Raw genomic sequence first — 12,969 nt, 5'->3', positions numbered from 1 at the left:
TGAACTGGGCACCGTCACTGGAAGATCACTAACTGTAGATATTGAAACACATGCTTAACGGGTCCGCCTGTTGAGCGAAAATCGTGAGCGGGCCGGACAGGGGGCGGAGACCGGCCCACTCACAGTCATTACAGCCAACCTTCCTGCTGCGCGCGGCGAATGGCTTCCATTCGGTTGCGCGTCCCGGTCTTTCGCAATATGACCGATAAATGGTTACGCACCGTACCGTGTGCCAGGAAGAGCGTCCGCGCGATCTCCTTCGACGGCAACCCCATCGCCGCCGCCCGGAGCACCTCCCGCTCCCGTCCGGTGAGCGGACCGCTCGTCGGGCGCAACGCGGCCACCGCGGCGACCGGGTCGACCACGCGTTCGCCGCGCGCGACCGCGCGCACCAGCCGCGCCAGCTCCGCGGGCGGCACGTCCTTGCCGATGAAGCCGCGGACGCCGGCGAGCAGCGCCTCCTGCAGCGCCTCCGGGCTGCGTTGCCGGCTCAACGCCAGGACGGCGCAGCCGGGCACCTCCCCGGTCAGCCGGCGCAACACGGCCAACATGTCCGTCCCGGCCAGCTCGAGATCGACCAGCAGCACGTCCGGCCGTTCCCGCGCGGCCACGGCCGGCACGTCCGCGCCGTCCGAGAGGTCCGCGATCACCTCCAGGTCATCCTCGCTCGACAGCACGGCGCGCAACGCGCCCCGCAACAAGCCCATCTCTTCGACGATCATGATGCGGATCACCAGCTCTTCTCCGATCTCGGTTCGCGGATTGCCGACAGGGACGGCCGGAGTCACCGGGCCGATCACGTGCACCGGGTACGGGCGCCGTCGGCGGCGTGGCGGCCACGAACGTGGCCGGACGCCGCCGCGGGCGGCGATATCGGCATCGGTCGGACCGACGGGGTCGTCGGCGCGGCCGACCGGGCCACGGGGGGCACGGTCAGCCGGGAAGAGCCGGGGCCGCGGGCGAGCGGCCACCGCGAATCGTGTCGGCGAGCCGGATCACGGAGATGGACATGGAGTCGGCCAGCCACGGCCCCGCCGCCGGCAGGGCGTGGAGCTGGAGGGCGCCGGCCGGGGCGGCGACGTCGCTGCCGGCGAGCCCGCGACCGACGGGGCCGAACGGAATCGGCGCGGCCGGGCCCGGCGCCCGGAGCGCGACGACGGAGGCCTGCGCGCGCGGGCCGGGCGCGTCACCGTCGGAGCGCACGCCGGCACAGCAGACCCGCAGGGCCGCGGCGAACCCGTCGTCGCGACCCGCCGGGCGCGGCGGGGCGGGCTGCCGATGGCCGGCCCCGGGGTCCGGTGAGGATTGTCCGGATGGCCGCGGGGGCAGCGGCGCCGAGGGCAGCGGCGCCGGGGACGGCGCATCGGGCGGCCGGTCGGTGCCGCCGGGCGGCAGCGGCACGTCGGGAGGGGACGGCACCAGCGTCTCGACGGTCCCGACCACCGTGCCGACCAGGTCGACGACGGCGACGGGAACATCGACCAGCACCAGGGACGTCACAGCCCTCGGCAGCGGGAGCGCGTCGGCGAGCCGCGCCGTCACCCCGATCACCGGTCCGGTGAGGGCCCGCAGCGCCGCCGTCGGGGCCCGCGGGGGCGCCGACGGCGCCGCACCGGTCGGGCGCGCGGCCGCGCCGCGCGCCGGGGCGCGGCGGCCCGGATCGGAGGTGCCGGGCGCCACCGCACCGCCGGGCGCCCGGGGTTCGGCGCCGACCCCCGGACGGTCCGGGGTGGACGGGCCGGCCGGGACGGTCGGACGGGTCGGGACGGTCGGACGGGTCGGGACGGAGGGGCTGGTCGGGATGGAGGGACGCGCCGGCGCGTCCCGGGGGACGCGCCCGGTCGGCGCGGGTTCCCGCGGCGGCAGGGCGGGCCGGCGCGCGACGGGGTCGACCGGAACGGGCGGCCTCGCCGCGGGGATGCGATCGCCGGCCGACGGTCCCGAGCCGGCCAGCGACCGCGGCACCGTGGCCACGACGTCGAGCACTCCACCGATCAGACCCGGCCGCGCCGGGCGTTCCCCGGCGTACGCCGGACCCTCGTCGAGCAGGATGAGCGCCAGGAACGCCCCCACGGCGGCGCCGGCGATCACCACAAGGCGCGCCGTCAGCGCCGACAGGCGCCGCTCAGGCTGCCCCGGTTCGCCCGGCGCCCGCCGCACTGGCATCACACAACGCATGACCTCGATGTGACCCTCCGTATTGGCCAATCGATCGACACCATACCGCCGTATTCGGAAGGTTGCAGGGGGTGAGCAGTAGCCGATCGGATTTCTGACAGCTGAATGCACATATCAGAATCATTTTCTGGCACAATTAGTGCCATTTTTCGGACACAATTATGACTTGGCGTCACGTCTCGCCCCGAAGTCGTCGCGTTCCCGACCCGGCATCGAACCGCCGCCCCCTCCCGTCCGTACCTCTGCGCGGAGCGGCAGGATCGACGGAGGAGCAGCATGGCGGAGAAAGCACAGATCGGCGTCACCGGCCTCGCGGTCATGGGACGCAACCTGGCCCGGAACCTGGCGCGGCACGGTCACGTGGTGGCGGTGCACAATCGCACTCCCCACCGGACCAGGGAGCTGGTTGAGGAGTACGGCCATGAGGGCACGTTCCTGCCGGCGCAGTCGGCCGAGGAGTTCGTGGCCAGCCTCGAGCGCCCCCGCCGAATCGTGATCATGGTGCAGGCCGGGCCCGCGACCGACGCCGTGATCGACGAGCTGACCCCGCTGCTCAACCCCGGCGACCTGATCGTCGACGGCGGCAACGCGCACTTCGCCGACACCCGGCGGCGGGAGGAGGCGCTGCGCAAGCGCTGGCTGCACTTCGTCGGCGCCGGCATCTCCGGCGGCGAGGAGGGCGCGCTGCACGGGCCGGCCATCATGCCCGGCGGCGCGCCGGAGGCGTACGAGTCGCTCGGCCCACTGCTGGAGGGGATCGCCGCGCAGGTCGACGGCGAGCCGTGCTGCACGCACGTCGGCCCGGACGGCGCCGGCCACTTCGTCAAGATGGTGCACAACGGCATCGAGTACGCCGACATGCAGCTGATCGCCGAGGCGTACGACCTGTTGCGCCGCGCGGACGGGCTGGCGCCGGCCGAGATCGGCGCGGTCTTCCGGGGCTGGAACGACGGGCGGCTCGGCTCGTACCTGATCGAGATCACCGCCGAGGTGCTGGGTCACGTCGACGCCGCGACCGGCGAGCCGTTCGTGGACGTCGTGCAGGACCGGGCCGGGCAGAAGGGCACCGGCCGATGGACGGTGCAGAGCGCGCTCGACCTCGGCGTGCCCGTCACCGGCATCGCCGAGGCGGTCTTCGCGCGGTCACTGTCGGGCGACGCCGAGCTGCGCGCGGCCGCCGCCGGGCTGCCCGGTCCGCTCGGCACGGGGCGCCGCGCGTCCGGTTCGCTGGTCGCCGACGTCGAGCAGGCGCTGTACGCGTCGAAGATCGTGGCGTACGCGCAGGGCTTCCACCAGATGCAGGCGGCGAGCGCCGAATACGGCTGGAAGATCGACCCGGGCGCGATGGCGCGCATCTGGCGGGGCGGCTGCATCATCCGCGCGCGATTCCTCGACCGCATCCGGGCCGCGTACGCCGGCGCGCCGGAGCTGCCCAGCCTGCTGGTCGACGACTACTTCCTCGAGGCGGTGCGCGGGGCGCAGGAGTCGTGGCGCCGGGTGGTGGCGACCGCCGCCGAGCTGGGCATCCCGGTGCCCGGCTTCGCCTCGGCGCTGGCCTACTACGACGGGTTGCGCGCGCCCCGGCTGCCGGCCGCGCTGATCCAGGCGCAGCGGGACTTCTTCGGCGCGCACACGTACCGGCGCGTCGACCGCGACGGCAGCTTCCACGTCGCGTGGGGCGGCGACCGGCGCGAGACGCTCTGCTAACCGCCGGCGGTCTGCGGGGGCATCGGCACGCACAGGCAGGTCGTGCCCCGCAGGTCCAGCCACGCGCTCTCCGGGCCGCGCACGACCCGGAGCACGACCTCGGCGCAGCCGGGGCACCGGGCCACCAGCCCGGGCGCGTGGTCGTAGACGGTCAGGCTCGCGACCGGCGCGGTCAGCGCGCACGACACGCACCGCGTGCTGGCCGCGGTGACGTCCACCGCGAAGATCTCCTGCAGCGGGCCGGCCAGTGCGTTCCCATCCACGTACTGCTGCGTCATCTCACCCTCCGGGCTGTTCTTCGCCCGCGACCGCGCCGGCTCACCCGCTCGGCTCGTTCGCTGCTCGTGTTCACGCTGTCGCGCCGAAACGTTCGGTCCGGACGCGTTCCGGGTCGTGTCCGAGCCGCACCAGCAGCTCCGCGACCGCCTCGACGAAGCCGGTCGGCCCGCAGACGTAGCAGCGCGGCGCCAGCTCGGGGGCCCATCCGTGCGCGCGCAGCTCGGCGGCGCCGAGCCGTCGGGGCGGACCCGGCCAGTCGGGCGGGGCCTGACGGGTGTAGGCGAACGTCACGCTCAGCCCGGCGTCGTCGCGGTCGCGGCGGCGCAGTTCCTCGGCGTAGAAGACGTGGCCGGGCGTGCGCACCGAGTAGATCAGCCGGAACGGCGCCGCGCTGCCGGCCGCGGCCCGCGCGCGGATCATCGCCATCAGCGGCACGATCCCGGAGCCGCCGGCGACGAGCAGCGCCGGCGCCGCGTCGGTGTCCCGCCACACGAACCACCCACCGGCCGGCCCGCGGAGCTCCACCGGGTCGCCGGGGGCGAACGTCCCGGTCAGGTACGGCGACACCTCCCCGGCCGGGACGGCCTGGACGGTGAGTTCGACGCGGTCGCCGTCGACCGGGGAGGCGATCGAGTAGCTGCGGGACGCCTGGTAGCCGTCGGCGGCCGTCAGTCGCACGTCCACGTGCTGCCCGGCGAGGTGCCCCGGCCAGCCGGGCACGTCCAGCACCAGGGTCCGGGCGGTCGGCGTCTCGCCGCGGGTCGCCACCAGCTCGGCCACCCGCCAGCTCAGGCGACCGGTCAGTCGCCCTGGTACCGCTGCTCGCGCCACGGGTCGCCGTAGTCGTGGTAGCCGGCGCTCTCCCAGAAGCCCGGCTGGTCCTCCGTGAGCAACCGGATCCCCCGCACCCACTTGGCCGACTTCCACAGGTACAGGTGCGGCACGAGCAGCCGCGCCGGCCCGCCGTGCTCGGGCACCAGGTCGGCGCCGTCGTGGCCGTACACGATCCAGGCCCGCCCGTCGCGCAGGTCCGCCAACGGAAGATTCGTGGTGTAGCCGCCGTAGCAGTGCACCAGCGCGTAGCCGGCGCCGGTCGGCAGGTCGGCGAGGAGGGTGTCCAGCGACACTCCCTGCCAACTGGTGGCGAGCTTCGACCAGCGGGTCACGCAGTGCAGGTCGACGGTGGGGCGCTCGCTGGGCAGGGCGAGCAGCTCCGGCCAGGTCCACCGCCGGTCCAGCCCCTCCTCCGTGGTGAGCACGAATTCCCACTCGTCGAGCGGGATGCGCGGGGTCGGCCCGGCGGAGAGCACCGGGAAGTCCTCGGTCAGGTACTGCCCGGGCGGCAGCGCGGCCGCCGGCCGGGGCCGTCCACGGAAGCCGGGTGACACGATGCCCACCCGACAGTCGTACCACCGTCCGCCGGGCCGCCGCCGGGATTCCGCGGCCGGCGTCAGAGCTCGAACAGGTCCCGCATCGCGGCGCCGAGCCGGGCCATGCTCGCCCCGGTCACCATGCCCAGCCGCTCGGCGCCCGCCGACGCGCGCAGCCGGCGCATCCGGTTGACGACGACCACGCCGGAGAGCGGGTCGGTCTCGGCGAGCGGCACGACGAAGGGCGGAAGCTCGACGCTGCCGCGTTGCCGCACCACCGGGGCGCAGAACGGCGAGGCGCTGGGACGGTCGTTGTGGGCGCTGCCGGAGAGCACGACGACGCGGTAGCGCATACTGCCGCGCTCCCCGATGGTCCAGATCTCGCCCCGGTTCACGCCGCGCCAGTCAGATCCGACCAGCCCGACTCCAGGGTGTCGGCGAGCCGGTCGAAGCCGTCGAGTTCGTCGCGGACCTCGGGGTTGGCGGCGAGCCACTCGTCCTGGCGGCGCCCGGCGTCGCGCAGCGCCTCGCGGCGCGCCGCCCGCTCCATCCACGCCGAGAGGGTGATCCCCTCGTGCCGCGCGGCGGCGCGCGCCCGGGCGAGCGTGTCCGCGCTCAGGCTGAGCGTCACCTTCTCTGCCATAGCGGCGATGGTACAGACGGTGGTGTCCGGAGCCGTCCCGCCGCTGGTCAGGCGGCGAGCTGGTTGCGGCCGCGCCCCTTCGCGACGTACAGCTGGCGGTCCGCGGAGTCGAACAGGTCCCGCCCGTCCATCCCCTGGTTCAGCGCCGCGACGCCCATGCTGAGCGTCACCCGCAGCCCGGGCGCGAAATCGTCCCAGTCCCGCGCCTCGACCACCTGCCGGATCCGCTCGCCGACGCGGGCGGCGGTCTCCAGGTCGGTGCGGAGGAAGAGCGCGAACTCGTCGCCGCCGAAGCGGATCGGGACGTCGTCGGGGCGGCAGTGGGCCTGCAGGACGCTGGCGACCTCGCGCAGCACCCGGTCGCCGACGCCGTGCGAGTAGCGGTCGTTGATCACCTTGAACCGGTCGACGTCGACGAGGAGCAGCACGACGGCGGAGGCGTCCTCCACGGACGCCAGGTGACGGTCGAAGAGCCGCCGGTTGCCCAGCCCGGTCAGCGCGTCCTGCGCCGCGTCGCTGTCGGCGCGCGCCCGCTCGGCCTCCAACCACACCCGGCGCTTCGCCTGTTGCAGCATCGACCGGCGCTCCATCCGCAGCCGCCACAGGTGCCGGGCGTGTCCGCGCAGCGCCGCCAGCATGGCGTCCGCGGCGTCGCCGGGGAACTCCGCGGCCGCCAGCACCGCCAGCTCGTACTGGGACAGCAGCCGCTGACTGGCGTGGCCGGCCCGCGCGGACAGCTCCTCGGCCGCGACGAACTCCCGCCGCGCGGCGCGCAGCTCGCCGCGGCCGCGCAGGCAGACGCCGTGCGCGAGGTGGACCAGGCGGGCCTCCCGGAACTGGCCGGCGCGGCGCAGCGGGACGAGCATGGCGGTGCAGAGTTCGAGCGCCTCGTCGATGTCGCCGATCTTGGCCAGCCCGAGCGCGAGCAGCGCGGCGGCGAGCGGCGACTCGCCGTCCGGGCCGTGCCCGCGGTAGACCGTCACCCAGTGCCGCGCCAGCTGCGCGGCGCGGGCGAAGCGCAGCCCGGCCTCGTCGACCAGGTCGACCTGCTCCAGCCGCAGCCCCCACTCCAACAGCAGCTCCGTCCTCACCAGCTCGGCCGCGGCGCGGTCGTCGGTGCCCGGCGGGAACGCCTCGACCGCCGCGTGCGCGCACTGGTCCGCGAGCTCGAACAGCTCCACGGAGCGGGCGGCCTCGCCGACCGAGGAGAGCGCGGAGATGTAGCGGGGGTTGGTGCGCGGCGTCTGCTCCAGGATCGCCATCGCGTCGGCCAGCCGGTGCAGTCCCTCGTCGATCCGGCCGAGACGGATCAGAATGTCGCCGCGGTCCGCCAACGCCTTCGCCTCACTGGCACGCGCGCCGCTCGCCCGGTGGCGGCGCAGCAGCGTCTCGTTGGCGACCAGCGCCTCCGGCAGGCGCCCGAGCCCGACGTACGCGTACATCCGCGTCTGGGTCAGCATCGTGACGGTCCGCTCGTCGCCGAGCAGCGACGCGACCCACTCGTACTCGTCGGCGAGGTGCAGCGCCTCGGTGTTGCGGCCCTTCACGGTCAGCTCGTGCAGCCGCCAGGCGAAGCCGTTGAAGGGGCCGAACGGTTGCACCGGAGCAAGCAGTTGCGGTTCGTCCGCCATCTGCCCCTCCATCCGATCCTCGACCCTCGTCGCCTGCCTGTCGGCAGGGTACGGGCCCGGATGAGGAAACTGGCGTTCGCGACCGGGGGAAGCGGCGCGGTGACCGGCGCCACCCGTTCGCCGCCGACGGGCAAAGCGGCGCCTTGCCGCGGTCGCAGCGGCGCGATACGGAAAGATGACGTGTGTTCAGCGCTTTCACCGCAGCACAGGAGGATCTGCCGCATGGAGAAGCCCACAGTCGGCCCGATCGCGGGCGCTCCGCCGACCGACCTGGTCATCGAGGACGTGACGGTCGGCGAGGGGCCCGAGGCGCAGCCGGGGCAGGTGGCCACGGTGCACTACGTGGGGGTGGCGTTCTCCACGGGGCAGGAGTTCGACGCCTCGTGGAACCGGGGAGAGCCGTTCAGCTTCCCGCTCGGCGCCGGCCGGGTCATCGCCGGGTGGGACCGCGGGGTCGTGGGGATGAAGGTCGGGGGGCGGCGCCGGTTGATCATCCCGCCGCAGCTCGGCTACGGCGACCGCGGCGCCGGTGGCGCGATCAAGCCCGGCGAGACGCTCATCTTCGTCGTGGACCTGCTCGCGGTCGACTGACCGCGTTCCGACCACGCCCGCCGGTCGATCGGGGACCTTCCGGTCGACCGGCGGGCGGGACGGGTCAGCGCGGTTCGGCGCGGGACAGCGAGAGGCTGAACAACCCCTCGGGGTCGGTCCACCAGTACCGCACGGCGAATCCGGCGGTGGCCAGCTCGGCGGTGAGCCGGTCGCGGCGGAACTTCGCCGACACCTCGGTGAGCAGCTCCTCCCCCGCGTCGAACGCGATGGTCACGCCCAGCTCCGGCAGGCGCACCCGCATCGGGGTCCGGGCGCGCAACCGCATCTCGATCCACTCGTGCCCGGGATCCCAGCGCGCGACGTGGTCGAACGCGCCCGGGTCGAAGTCGGCGCCCAGCTCCCGGTTCAGCACGTGCAGCACGTTGCGGTTGAACTCGGCGGTGACCCCGAGCGCGTCGTCGTACGCCGGCACCAGCACCGCCGGATCCTTCACCAGGTCCGCGCCGAGCAGCAGCCACTCCCCCGGCTCCAGCAGGTCCCGCAGCTCCGCCAGCAGCCGGGCCCGCGGGCCGGGCAGCAGGTTGCCGATGGTCCCGCCGAGGAACGCCACGGTGCGGGTCCCGCCGCGCGGCAGGTGACGCAGGTGCCGGGTGAAATCCCCGACCACGCCGTGCACCTGCAGCGCCGGATACTCCGCCGCGATCGCCGCCACCGATTCGCGCAGCGCCGTCTCGGAGACGTCCAGGGGCACGAAGGCGCCGAGGCTGCCGTGCGCCCGCAGCGCGTCGAGCAGCAGCCGCGTCTTGTCCGACGAGCCGGAGCCGAGCTCGACCAGCGTCTTCGTCCCGGTGTGCGCCGCGATCTCGTCGGCGTGCGCGCGCAGCGCCGTCCGCTCGGCGCGGGTCGGGTAGTACTCCGGCAACCGGGTGATCTCGTCGAAGAGCCGGCTGCCGCGGGCGTCGTAGAACCAGGTGGGCGGCAGCCACTTCGGGCTGCCGGTCAGTCCGGCGGCGGCGTCGGCGGCCAGCGTGCGGGCCAGCTCGTCGGCGCCGATGTACACGTCGACGTCGGTATCGTTCACTGCGGTTGTCCCCCGTCCGGTAGCGCGATCACATCCAGCGCGGCCCCGGTGGCCACGATCAGGTGCCCGTCGGGCAGCGGCGTCCAGGCCGGCTCCCCGTCGAGCGGCTCGGAGCTCAGCAGCACCGCGGCGTCGTCGCGACGGGCCCACAGCGAGTGGCCCACGGTGGTCGCCGCCGCGATTTCTCCGTCGGTGAGCAGGAGGTTCAGTCGGGATCCGGGCGCCGCCGCGGCGACCCGCACGGCGGTCTCCGCCAGCGCGGCCGGCGCGGTGGCGCCGGCACGCAGCCGGTCGCGGATCATCGCCCAGATCAGCGCCGAGTCCGTCGGCGCGTCGACCGTCAGCAGGTCCCGCACGGGCAGCCGTTCGGCGAGCTTGAGCACCGAGTCCGGCCAGCCGGCGATCACGCCGTTGTGGCTGAACAGCCAGCGCCCGGCGGCGAACGGCGCGACGGCGGTCTCCACCAGCGGCATCCCGACGGTCGCGGAGCGGACCGCCGCGAGCATCCCGGTGGCGGTGGTGACCGCGGCCAACTGCGCGAGCCCGGCATCCGACCACATCGGACGGTCGCGCCGGTACCGAACCGGGTCCTGACCGGCGCCCGGATACCAGCCGACACCGAAGCCGTCGGCGTTCACCGTGCCGCCGCCGCGCATCTCGCGCGGCGCCCAGGACTGCCGCACCAGCGCGTGCGGCGGGTCGAACAACAGCTCCGCGAGGCGCACGGGCGCACCGAGGTACGCCAGATGTCGACACATCCGTCTCAGTCCGCCTCGCCGGCGCGGGGATCACGGGCGCAGCGGAAGCCGCTGAAGATCTGCCGGCGGATCGGGAGGTCCCAGTTGCGGAAGGTGCCGCGGCAGGCGGCGGCGTCGGTGCCGAACGATCCGCCGCGCAGCACCTTGTACGCCGGGCCGAAGAAGACCTCCGAGTACTCGCGGTACGGAAAGGCGGCGAAGCCCGGGTACGGCCGGAAGTCGGAGCTCGTCCACTCCCACACGTCGCCGATCAGCTGGTGCACCCCCAGCGGCGACCGCCCGGCCGGGTAGGCGCCGACCGGCGCGGGCTCCAGGTGGCGTTGGCCGAGGTTCGCGTGCTGCGCCGTGGGCTCCCGGTCCCCCCACGGGTAGCGGCGGGAACGGCCGGTGGCCGGGTCGAAGCGGGCCGCCTTCTCCCACTCCGCCTCGGTCGGCAGCCGCTTGCCGACCCACGCCGCGTACGCCTGCGCCTCGTAGAAGCAGACGTGCAGCACCGGCTCGTCGTCGCGCACCGGCGCGATCCGGCCGAAGCGCCGGTACGCCCAGCCGTCGCCGTCGCGCAGCCAGTGCAGCGGTGCGCTCAGCCCCGCCGTCATCCGGTGCCGCCAGCCCGGCTCGCTCCACCAGCGCGGGTCGTCGTAGCCGCCCGCCGCGATGAACCGCGCGTACGCGGCGTTGGTGACCGGCGCCGCGTCGATGAAGAAGGCCGGCACGTCGACGCGGTGCGCAGGGCGCTCGTTGTCCAGGGCCCAGGCCTCGGTCGAGGTGCCCATCGTGAAGGGCCCGGCCGGGACCAGCACCTCACCGCCGACCGGCACCCGGGCCGGCGGCGGCGGCGGGGCCTGCAGCACGGGCTCGCCGTCGCGGAGCTGGTGCGTCGCGAGCATCGTCTCGTCGTGCTGCTGCTCGTGCTGCACGATCATGCCGAAGGCGAAGCCGTCGGCGACCAGCGCACGCCCCTCCAACGGGACCCGGTCCAGCAGGTCGAGCACCTTCTCCCGGACCGTCCCCACGTAGGCCCGCGCCTGCGTGGGGTCGAGCAGCGGCAGCCGGGGACGGTCGCGGCGGGGATGCCGGAACGCGTCGTAGAGCTGGTCGATGTCCTCGCGGATCGGTGTCAGCCCGCCGACGTCGCGCACCAGCCACAACTCCTCCTGGTTGCCGACGTGCGCCAGGTCCCAGACCAGCGGTGACATCAGCGTCGAGTGCTGCCGCGTCAGGTCCTCGTCGTCGACCGCGTCGGCCAGGCGGGCGGTCCGGTCGCGGGCCCGGCCGAGCTGGTCGGCGATGCGGGCGCGCAGTCGTTCGGTCTGCACCGTCACGGGTGGAACTCCCTTCCGGGGGCGCCGGCCAGCCGGCGCTCCACGGTCACGGCGACCTCGTCGCGCACGGCGGGGGGCAGGTCGGTGTGGGCCAGCCCCCGGCAGGCGACGTCCAGCACCTGCCGCGCGGTCGCGGCGAGCAGCGGCGCCGCCAGCCCGTGCCGGGCGGCGTCGACCCACCGGTCGGCGGCCGGGGCGGCCAGGTCCCGGACGGTGTCGACGGTGGCGTCGGTGGCGGTCGCGGCGGCGAGCACGGCGACCGGCGCCAACCACGCCGCCGGGGGCTGGCTGTCGAGGTAGCGCAGCTCCAGGTAGCCGCGCGGGCGCACCGGCGGGAACAGGGTGCTGAGGTGGTAGTCGAGGTCGTCGGTGGTCGGGGGCCGGGGCAACGCGCCGCGGATCCAGTCGGCGAAGCTGACGTCGGGTGGGGCGTGCCAGCCGCCGTTCGGGCGGCGGACGCAGAGCAGCGGGGCCCGCAGCGCGTACCGGGCCCAGGCGTCCGCGGGGTCGTCGGTGACCTCGACCGGAGAGGTGCGTTCGGGGCGCATGCGGAGCCAGGCGCGCATCCGGGCCGACGCCCAGCCGGTGTCGCGTCCGGCGTGCCGGGGCGAGGTGGCGAAGGTGGCCAGCAGCACCGGCCCCAGCGCGTGCGCCACGGCCCACCGCGGGGCCAGCTGGGCGGGGGTTCCGGCGTCGAGGCAGACCTGCAGGGCGGCGGTGCTGCACATCATCACGAGCCCGTCACGGCCGTCCCGCGCGAACGCCGTTGCCATCGCGTCGTAGCGGGGGGTGGAGAGCAGGCGGGAACAGCGGCGGTGCGGGTCGATGCCGCCGGGGTGGAGCGCCAGCCCGGCGTCGGCGAGCCGGCGCGTCAGCCGGTCCAGGTCCGCGGCGGTCGTGACGCGCAGGGCGTCCAGGGAGGCGTGCGGTGGAGTGGAGAGCTCCACCTGACCACCGGGCTCCACAGTGACCGTTGCGCCGCCGGGCAGCGGCGCGTGTGGGCTGTCGGGGTCGAGGGTGCGGGGGGCGTGCGGGCCGAGAGCCGCACGCAGCACGGTCGGATCGATCGGGCGGCCGGGATCGTCGCGGGCGTGCGCGACCCATTCCATTTCGACGCCGATCAGCCGTGGCGGGCCGGTCTTGAAGCAGATCGACGCGACGTAGGCCTCGGCCTCGTCGACGCTGCGCACCGTCGGATGTCGGTCGGCGGTCGGATGCTGCTGCGCCACGGGGCGCTGTCGCGAGACCGTCACGCGTCCTCCCTTGCGTGTACCGGGTGGTCGCCGAACGGCCCGGTGTCGGAGAACCGAAACCGGCCGCGGCGCCGGGGGCAGGGCGTCGTCCGGGAAATAGTCAACCACATCACGGGGGGCGCGCGGCCGGCTCGGGGAAGACGCGTGAGCGCCCGTACGGGCGCCGGGCGTGGAAGACTTGCCGGGGTGACGGCG

The 12,969-nt window shown here is 74.7% G+C and carries 14 protein-coding genes; 2 read left to right on the top strand and 12 right to left on the bottom strand.

Features of this window, described 5'->3' with window-relative positions; translation table 11 throughout:
- Positions 1–128: 128 nt before the first annotated feature.
- Positions 129–734: a response regulator transcription factor gene (locus BLW47_RS13155; RefSeq protein WP_245736618.1), complete on the bottom strand. Its 606-nt coding sequence runs from the start codon at positions 732–734 to the stop codon at positions 129–131.
- A gap of 199 nt (positions 735–933) precedes the next feature.
- On the bottom strand, positions 934–2,166 hold the full coding sequence (locus BLW47_RS13150) for a hypothetical protein (protein WP_139307280.1): 1,233 nt from the start codon (positions 2,164–2,166) through the stop codon (positions 934–936).
- A 288-nt stretch (positions 2,167–2,454) separates the two neighbouring features.
- Between BLW47_RS13150 and gndA the strand changes: the two genes are divergently transcribed.
- Positions 2,455–3,885 (top strand): NADP-dependent phosphogluconate dehydrogenase, encoded by a 1,431-nt coding sequence (gene gndA, locus BLW47_RS13145; protein ID WP_091556096.1) that lies wholly within the window; start codon positions 2,455–2,457, stop codon positions 3,883–3,885.
- Here gndA and BLW47_RS13140 read toward each other — a convergent pair.
- The 6 genes from BLW47_RS13140 to BLW47_RS13115 form a co-directional block, all read right to left on the bottom strand.
- Complete coding sequence (locus BLW47_RS13140) at positions 3,882–4,163, bottom strand: DUF6510 family protein (protein ID WP_091556094.1); 282 nt, start codon at positions 4,161–4,163, stop codon at positions 3,882–3,884. The two genes, gndA and BLW47_RS13140, sit on opposite strands and share 4 nt — an antisense overlap.
- Before the next feature lie 70 nt (positions 4,164–4,233).
- Complete coding sequence (locus tag BLW47_RS13135; protein WP_217634857.1) at positions 4,234–4,968, bottom strand: ferredoxin reductase; 735 nt, start codon at positions 4,966–4,968, stop codon at positions 4,234–4,236.
- Positions 4,965–5,552, bottom strand: a complete 588-nt coding sequence (locus BLW47_RS13130; RefSeq protein ID WP_217634856.1) for a molybdopterin-dependent oxidoreductase — start codon at positions 5,550–5,552, stop codon at positions 4,965–4,967. Before BLW47_RS13130 ends, BLW47_RS13135 begins: the two co-directional genes overlap by 4 nt.
- A 62-nt stretch (positions 5,553–5,614) precedes the next feature.
- Positions 5,615–5,929, bottom strand: a complete 315-nt coding sequence (locus tag BLW47_RS13125) for a type II toxin-antitoxin system PemK/MazF family toxin (RefSeq protein WP_091556088.1) — start codon at positions 5,927–5,929, stop codon at positions 5,615–5,617.
- Positions 5,926–6,177 carry a hypothetical protein gene (locus BLW47_RS13120; protein ID WP_091556086.1) on the bottom strand — a complete coding sequence of 84 codons (252 nt, stop codon included), beginning with the start codon at positions 6,175–6,177 and terminating at the stop codon, positions 5,926–5,928. The genes BLW47_RS13125 and BLW47_RS13120 overlap by 4 nt, the downstream gene beginning before the upstream one ends.
- A 47-nt stretch (positions 6,178–6,224) precedes the next feature.
- Positions 6,225–7,808, bottom strand: a complete 1,584-nt coding sequence (locus BLW47_RS13115) for a GGDEF domain-containing protein (protein ID WP_091556736.1) — start codon at positions 7,806–7,808, stop codon at positions 6,225–6,227.
- Between the two features lie 222 nt (positions 7,809–8,030).
- Between BLW47_RS13115 and BLW47_RS13110 the strand changes: the two genes are divergently transcribed.
- The gene (locus BLW47_RS13110; protein ID WP_091556083.1) at positions 8,031–8,399 is read left to right on the top strand and encodes an FKBP-type peptidyl-prolyl cis-trans isomerase; all 369 of its coding nucleotides are present in this window, start codon (positions 8,031–8,033) and stop codon (positions 8,397–8,399) included.
- A 64-nt stretch (positions 8,400–8,463) separates the two neighbouring features.
- Here the strand turns inward: BLW47_RS13110 and egtD are convergent, their stop codons facing one another.
- The 4 genes from egtD to egtA are packed head-to-tail and all read right to left on the bottom strand — an operon-like array spanning position 8,464 to position 12,774.
- Positions 8,464–9,441: an L-histidine N(alpha)-methyltransferase gene (gene egtD, locus BLW47_RS13105; RefSeq protein WP_091556081.1), complete on the bottom strand. Its 978-nt coding sequence runs from the start codon at positions 9,439–9,441 to the stop codon at positions 8,464–8,466.
- Positions 9,438–10,199: an ergothioneine biosynthesis protein EgtC gene (egtC, locus tag BLW47_RS13100; RefSeq protein WP_091556079.1), complete on the bottom strand. Its 762-nt coding sequence runs from the start codon at positions 10,197–10,199 to the stop codon at positions 9,438–9,440. The genes egtD and egtC overlap by 4 nt, the downstream gene beginning before the upstream one ends.
- 5 nt (positions 10,200–10,204) lie before the next feature.
- Positions 10,205–11,521 (bottom strand): ergothioneine biosynthesis protein EgtB, encoded by a 1,317-nt coding sequence (gene egtB / locus BLW47_RS13095; RefSeq protein WP_091556077.1) that lies wholly within the window; start codon positions 11,519–11,521, stop codon positions 10,205–10,207.
- The gene (gene egtA, locus BLW47_RS13090) at positions 11,518–12,774 is read right to left on the bottom strand and encodes an ergothioneine biosynthesis glutamate--cysteine ligase EgtA (protein WP_245736617.1); all 1,257 of its coding nucleotides are present in this window, start codon (positions 12,772–12,774) and stop codon (positions 11,518–11,520) included. The genes egtB and egtA overlap by 4 nt, the downstream gene beginning before the upstream one ends.
- Positions 12,775–12,969: the final 195 nt, after the last annotated feature.

The sequence above is a fragment of the Micromonospora pattaloongensis genome, from assembly GCF_900107255.1.
GTDB lineage: Bacteria > Actinomycetota > Actinomycetes > Mycobacteriales > Micromonosporaceae > Micromonospora_I > Micromonospora_I pattaloongensis.
Note: the sequence above shows the minus strand (reverse complement) of the source record. Positions and strands in the feature narration are given on the sequence as shown.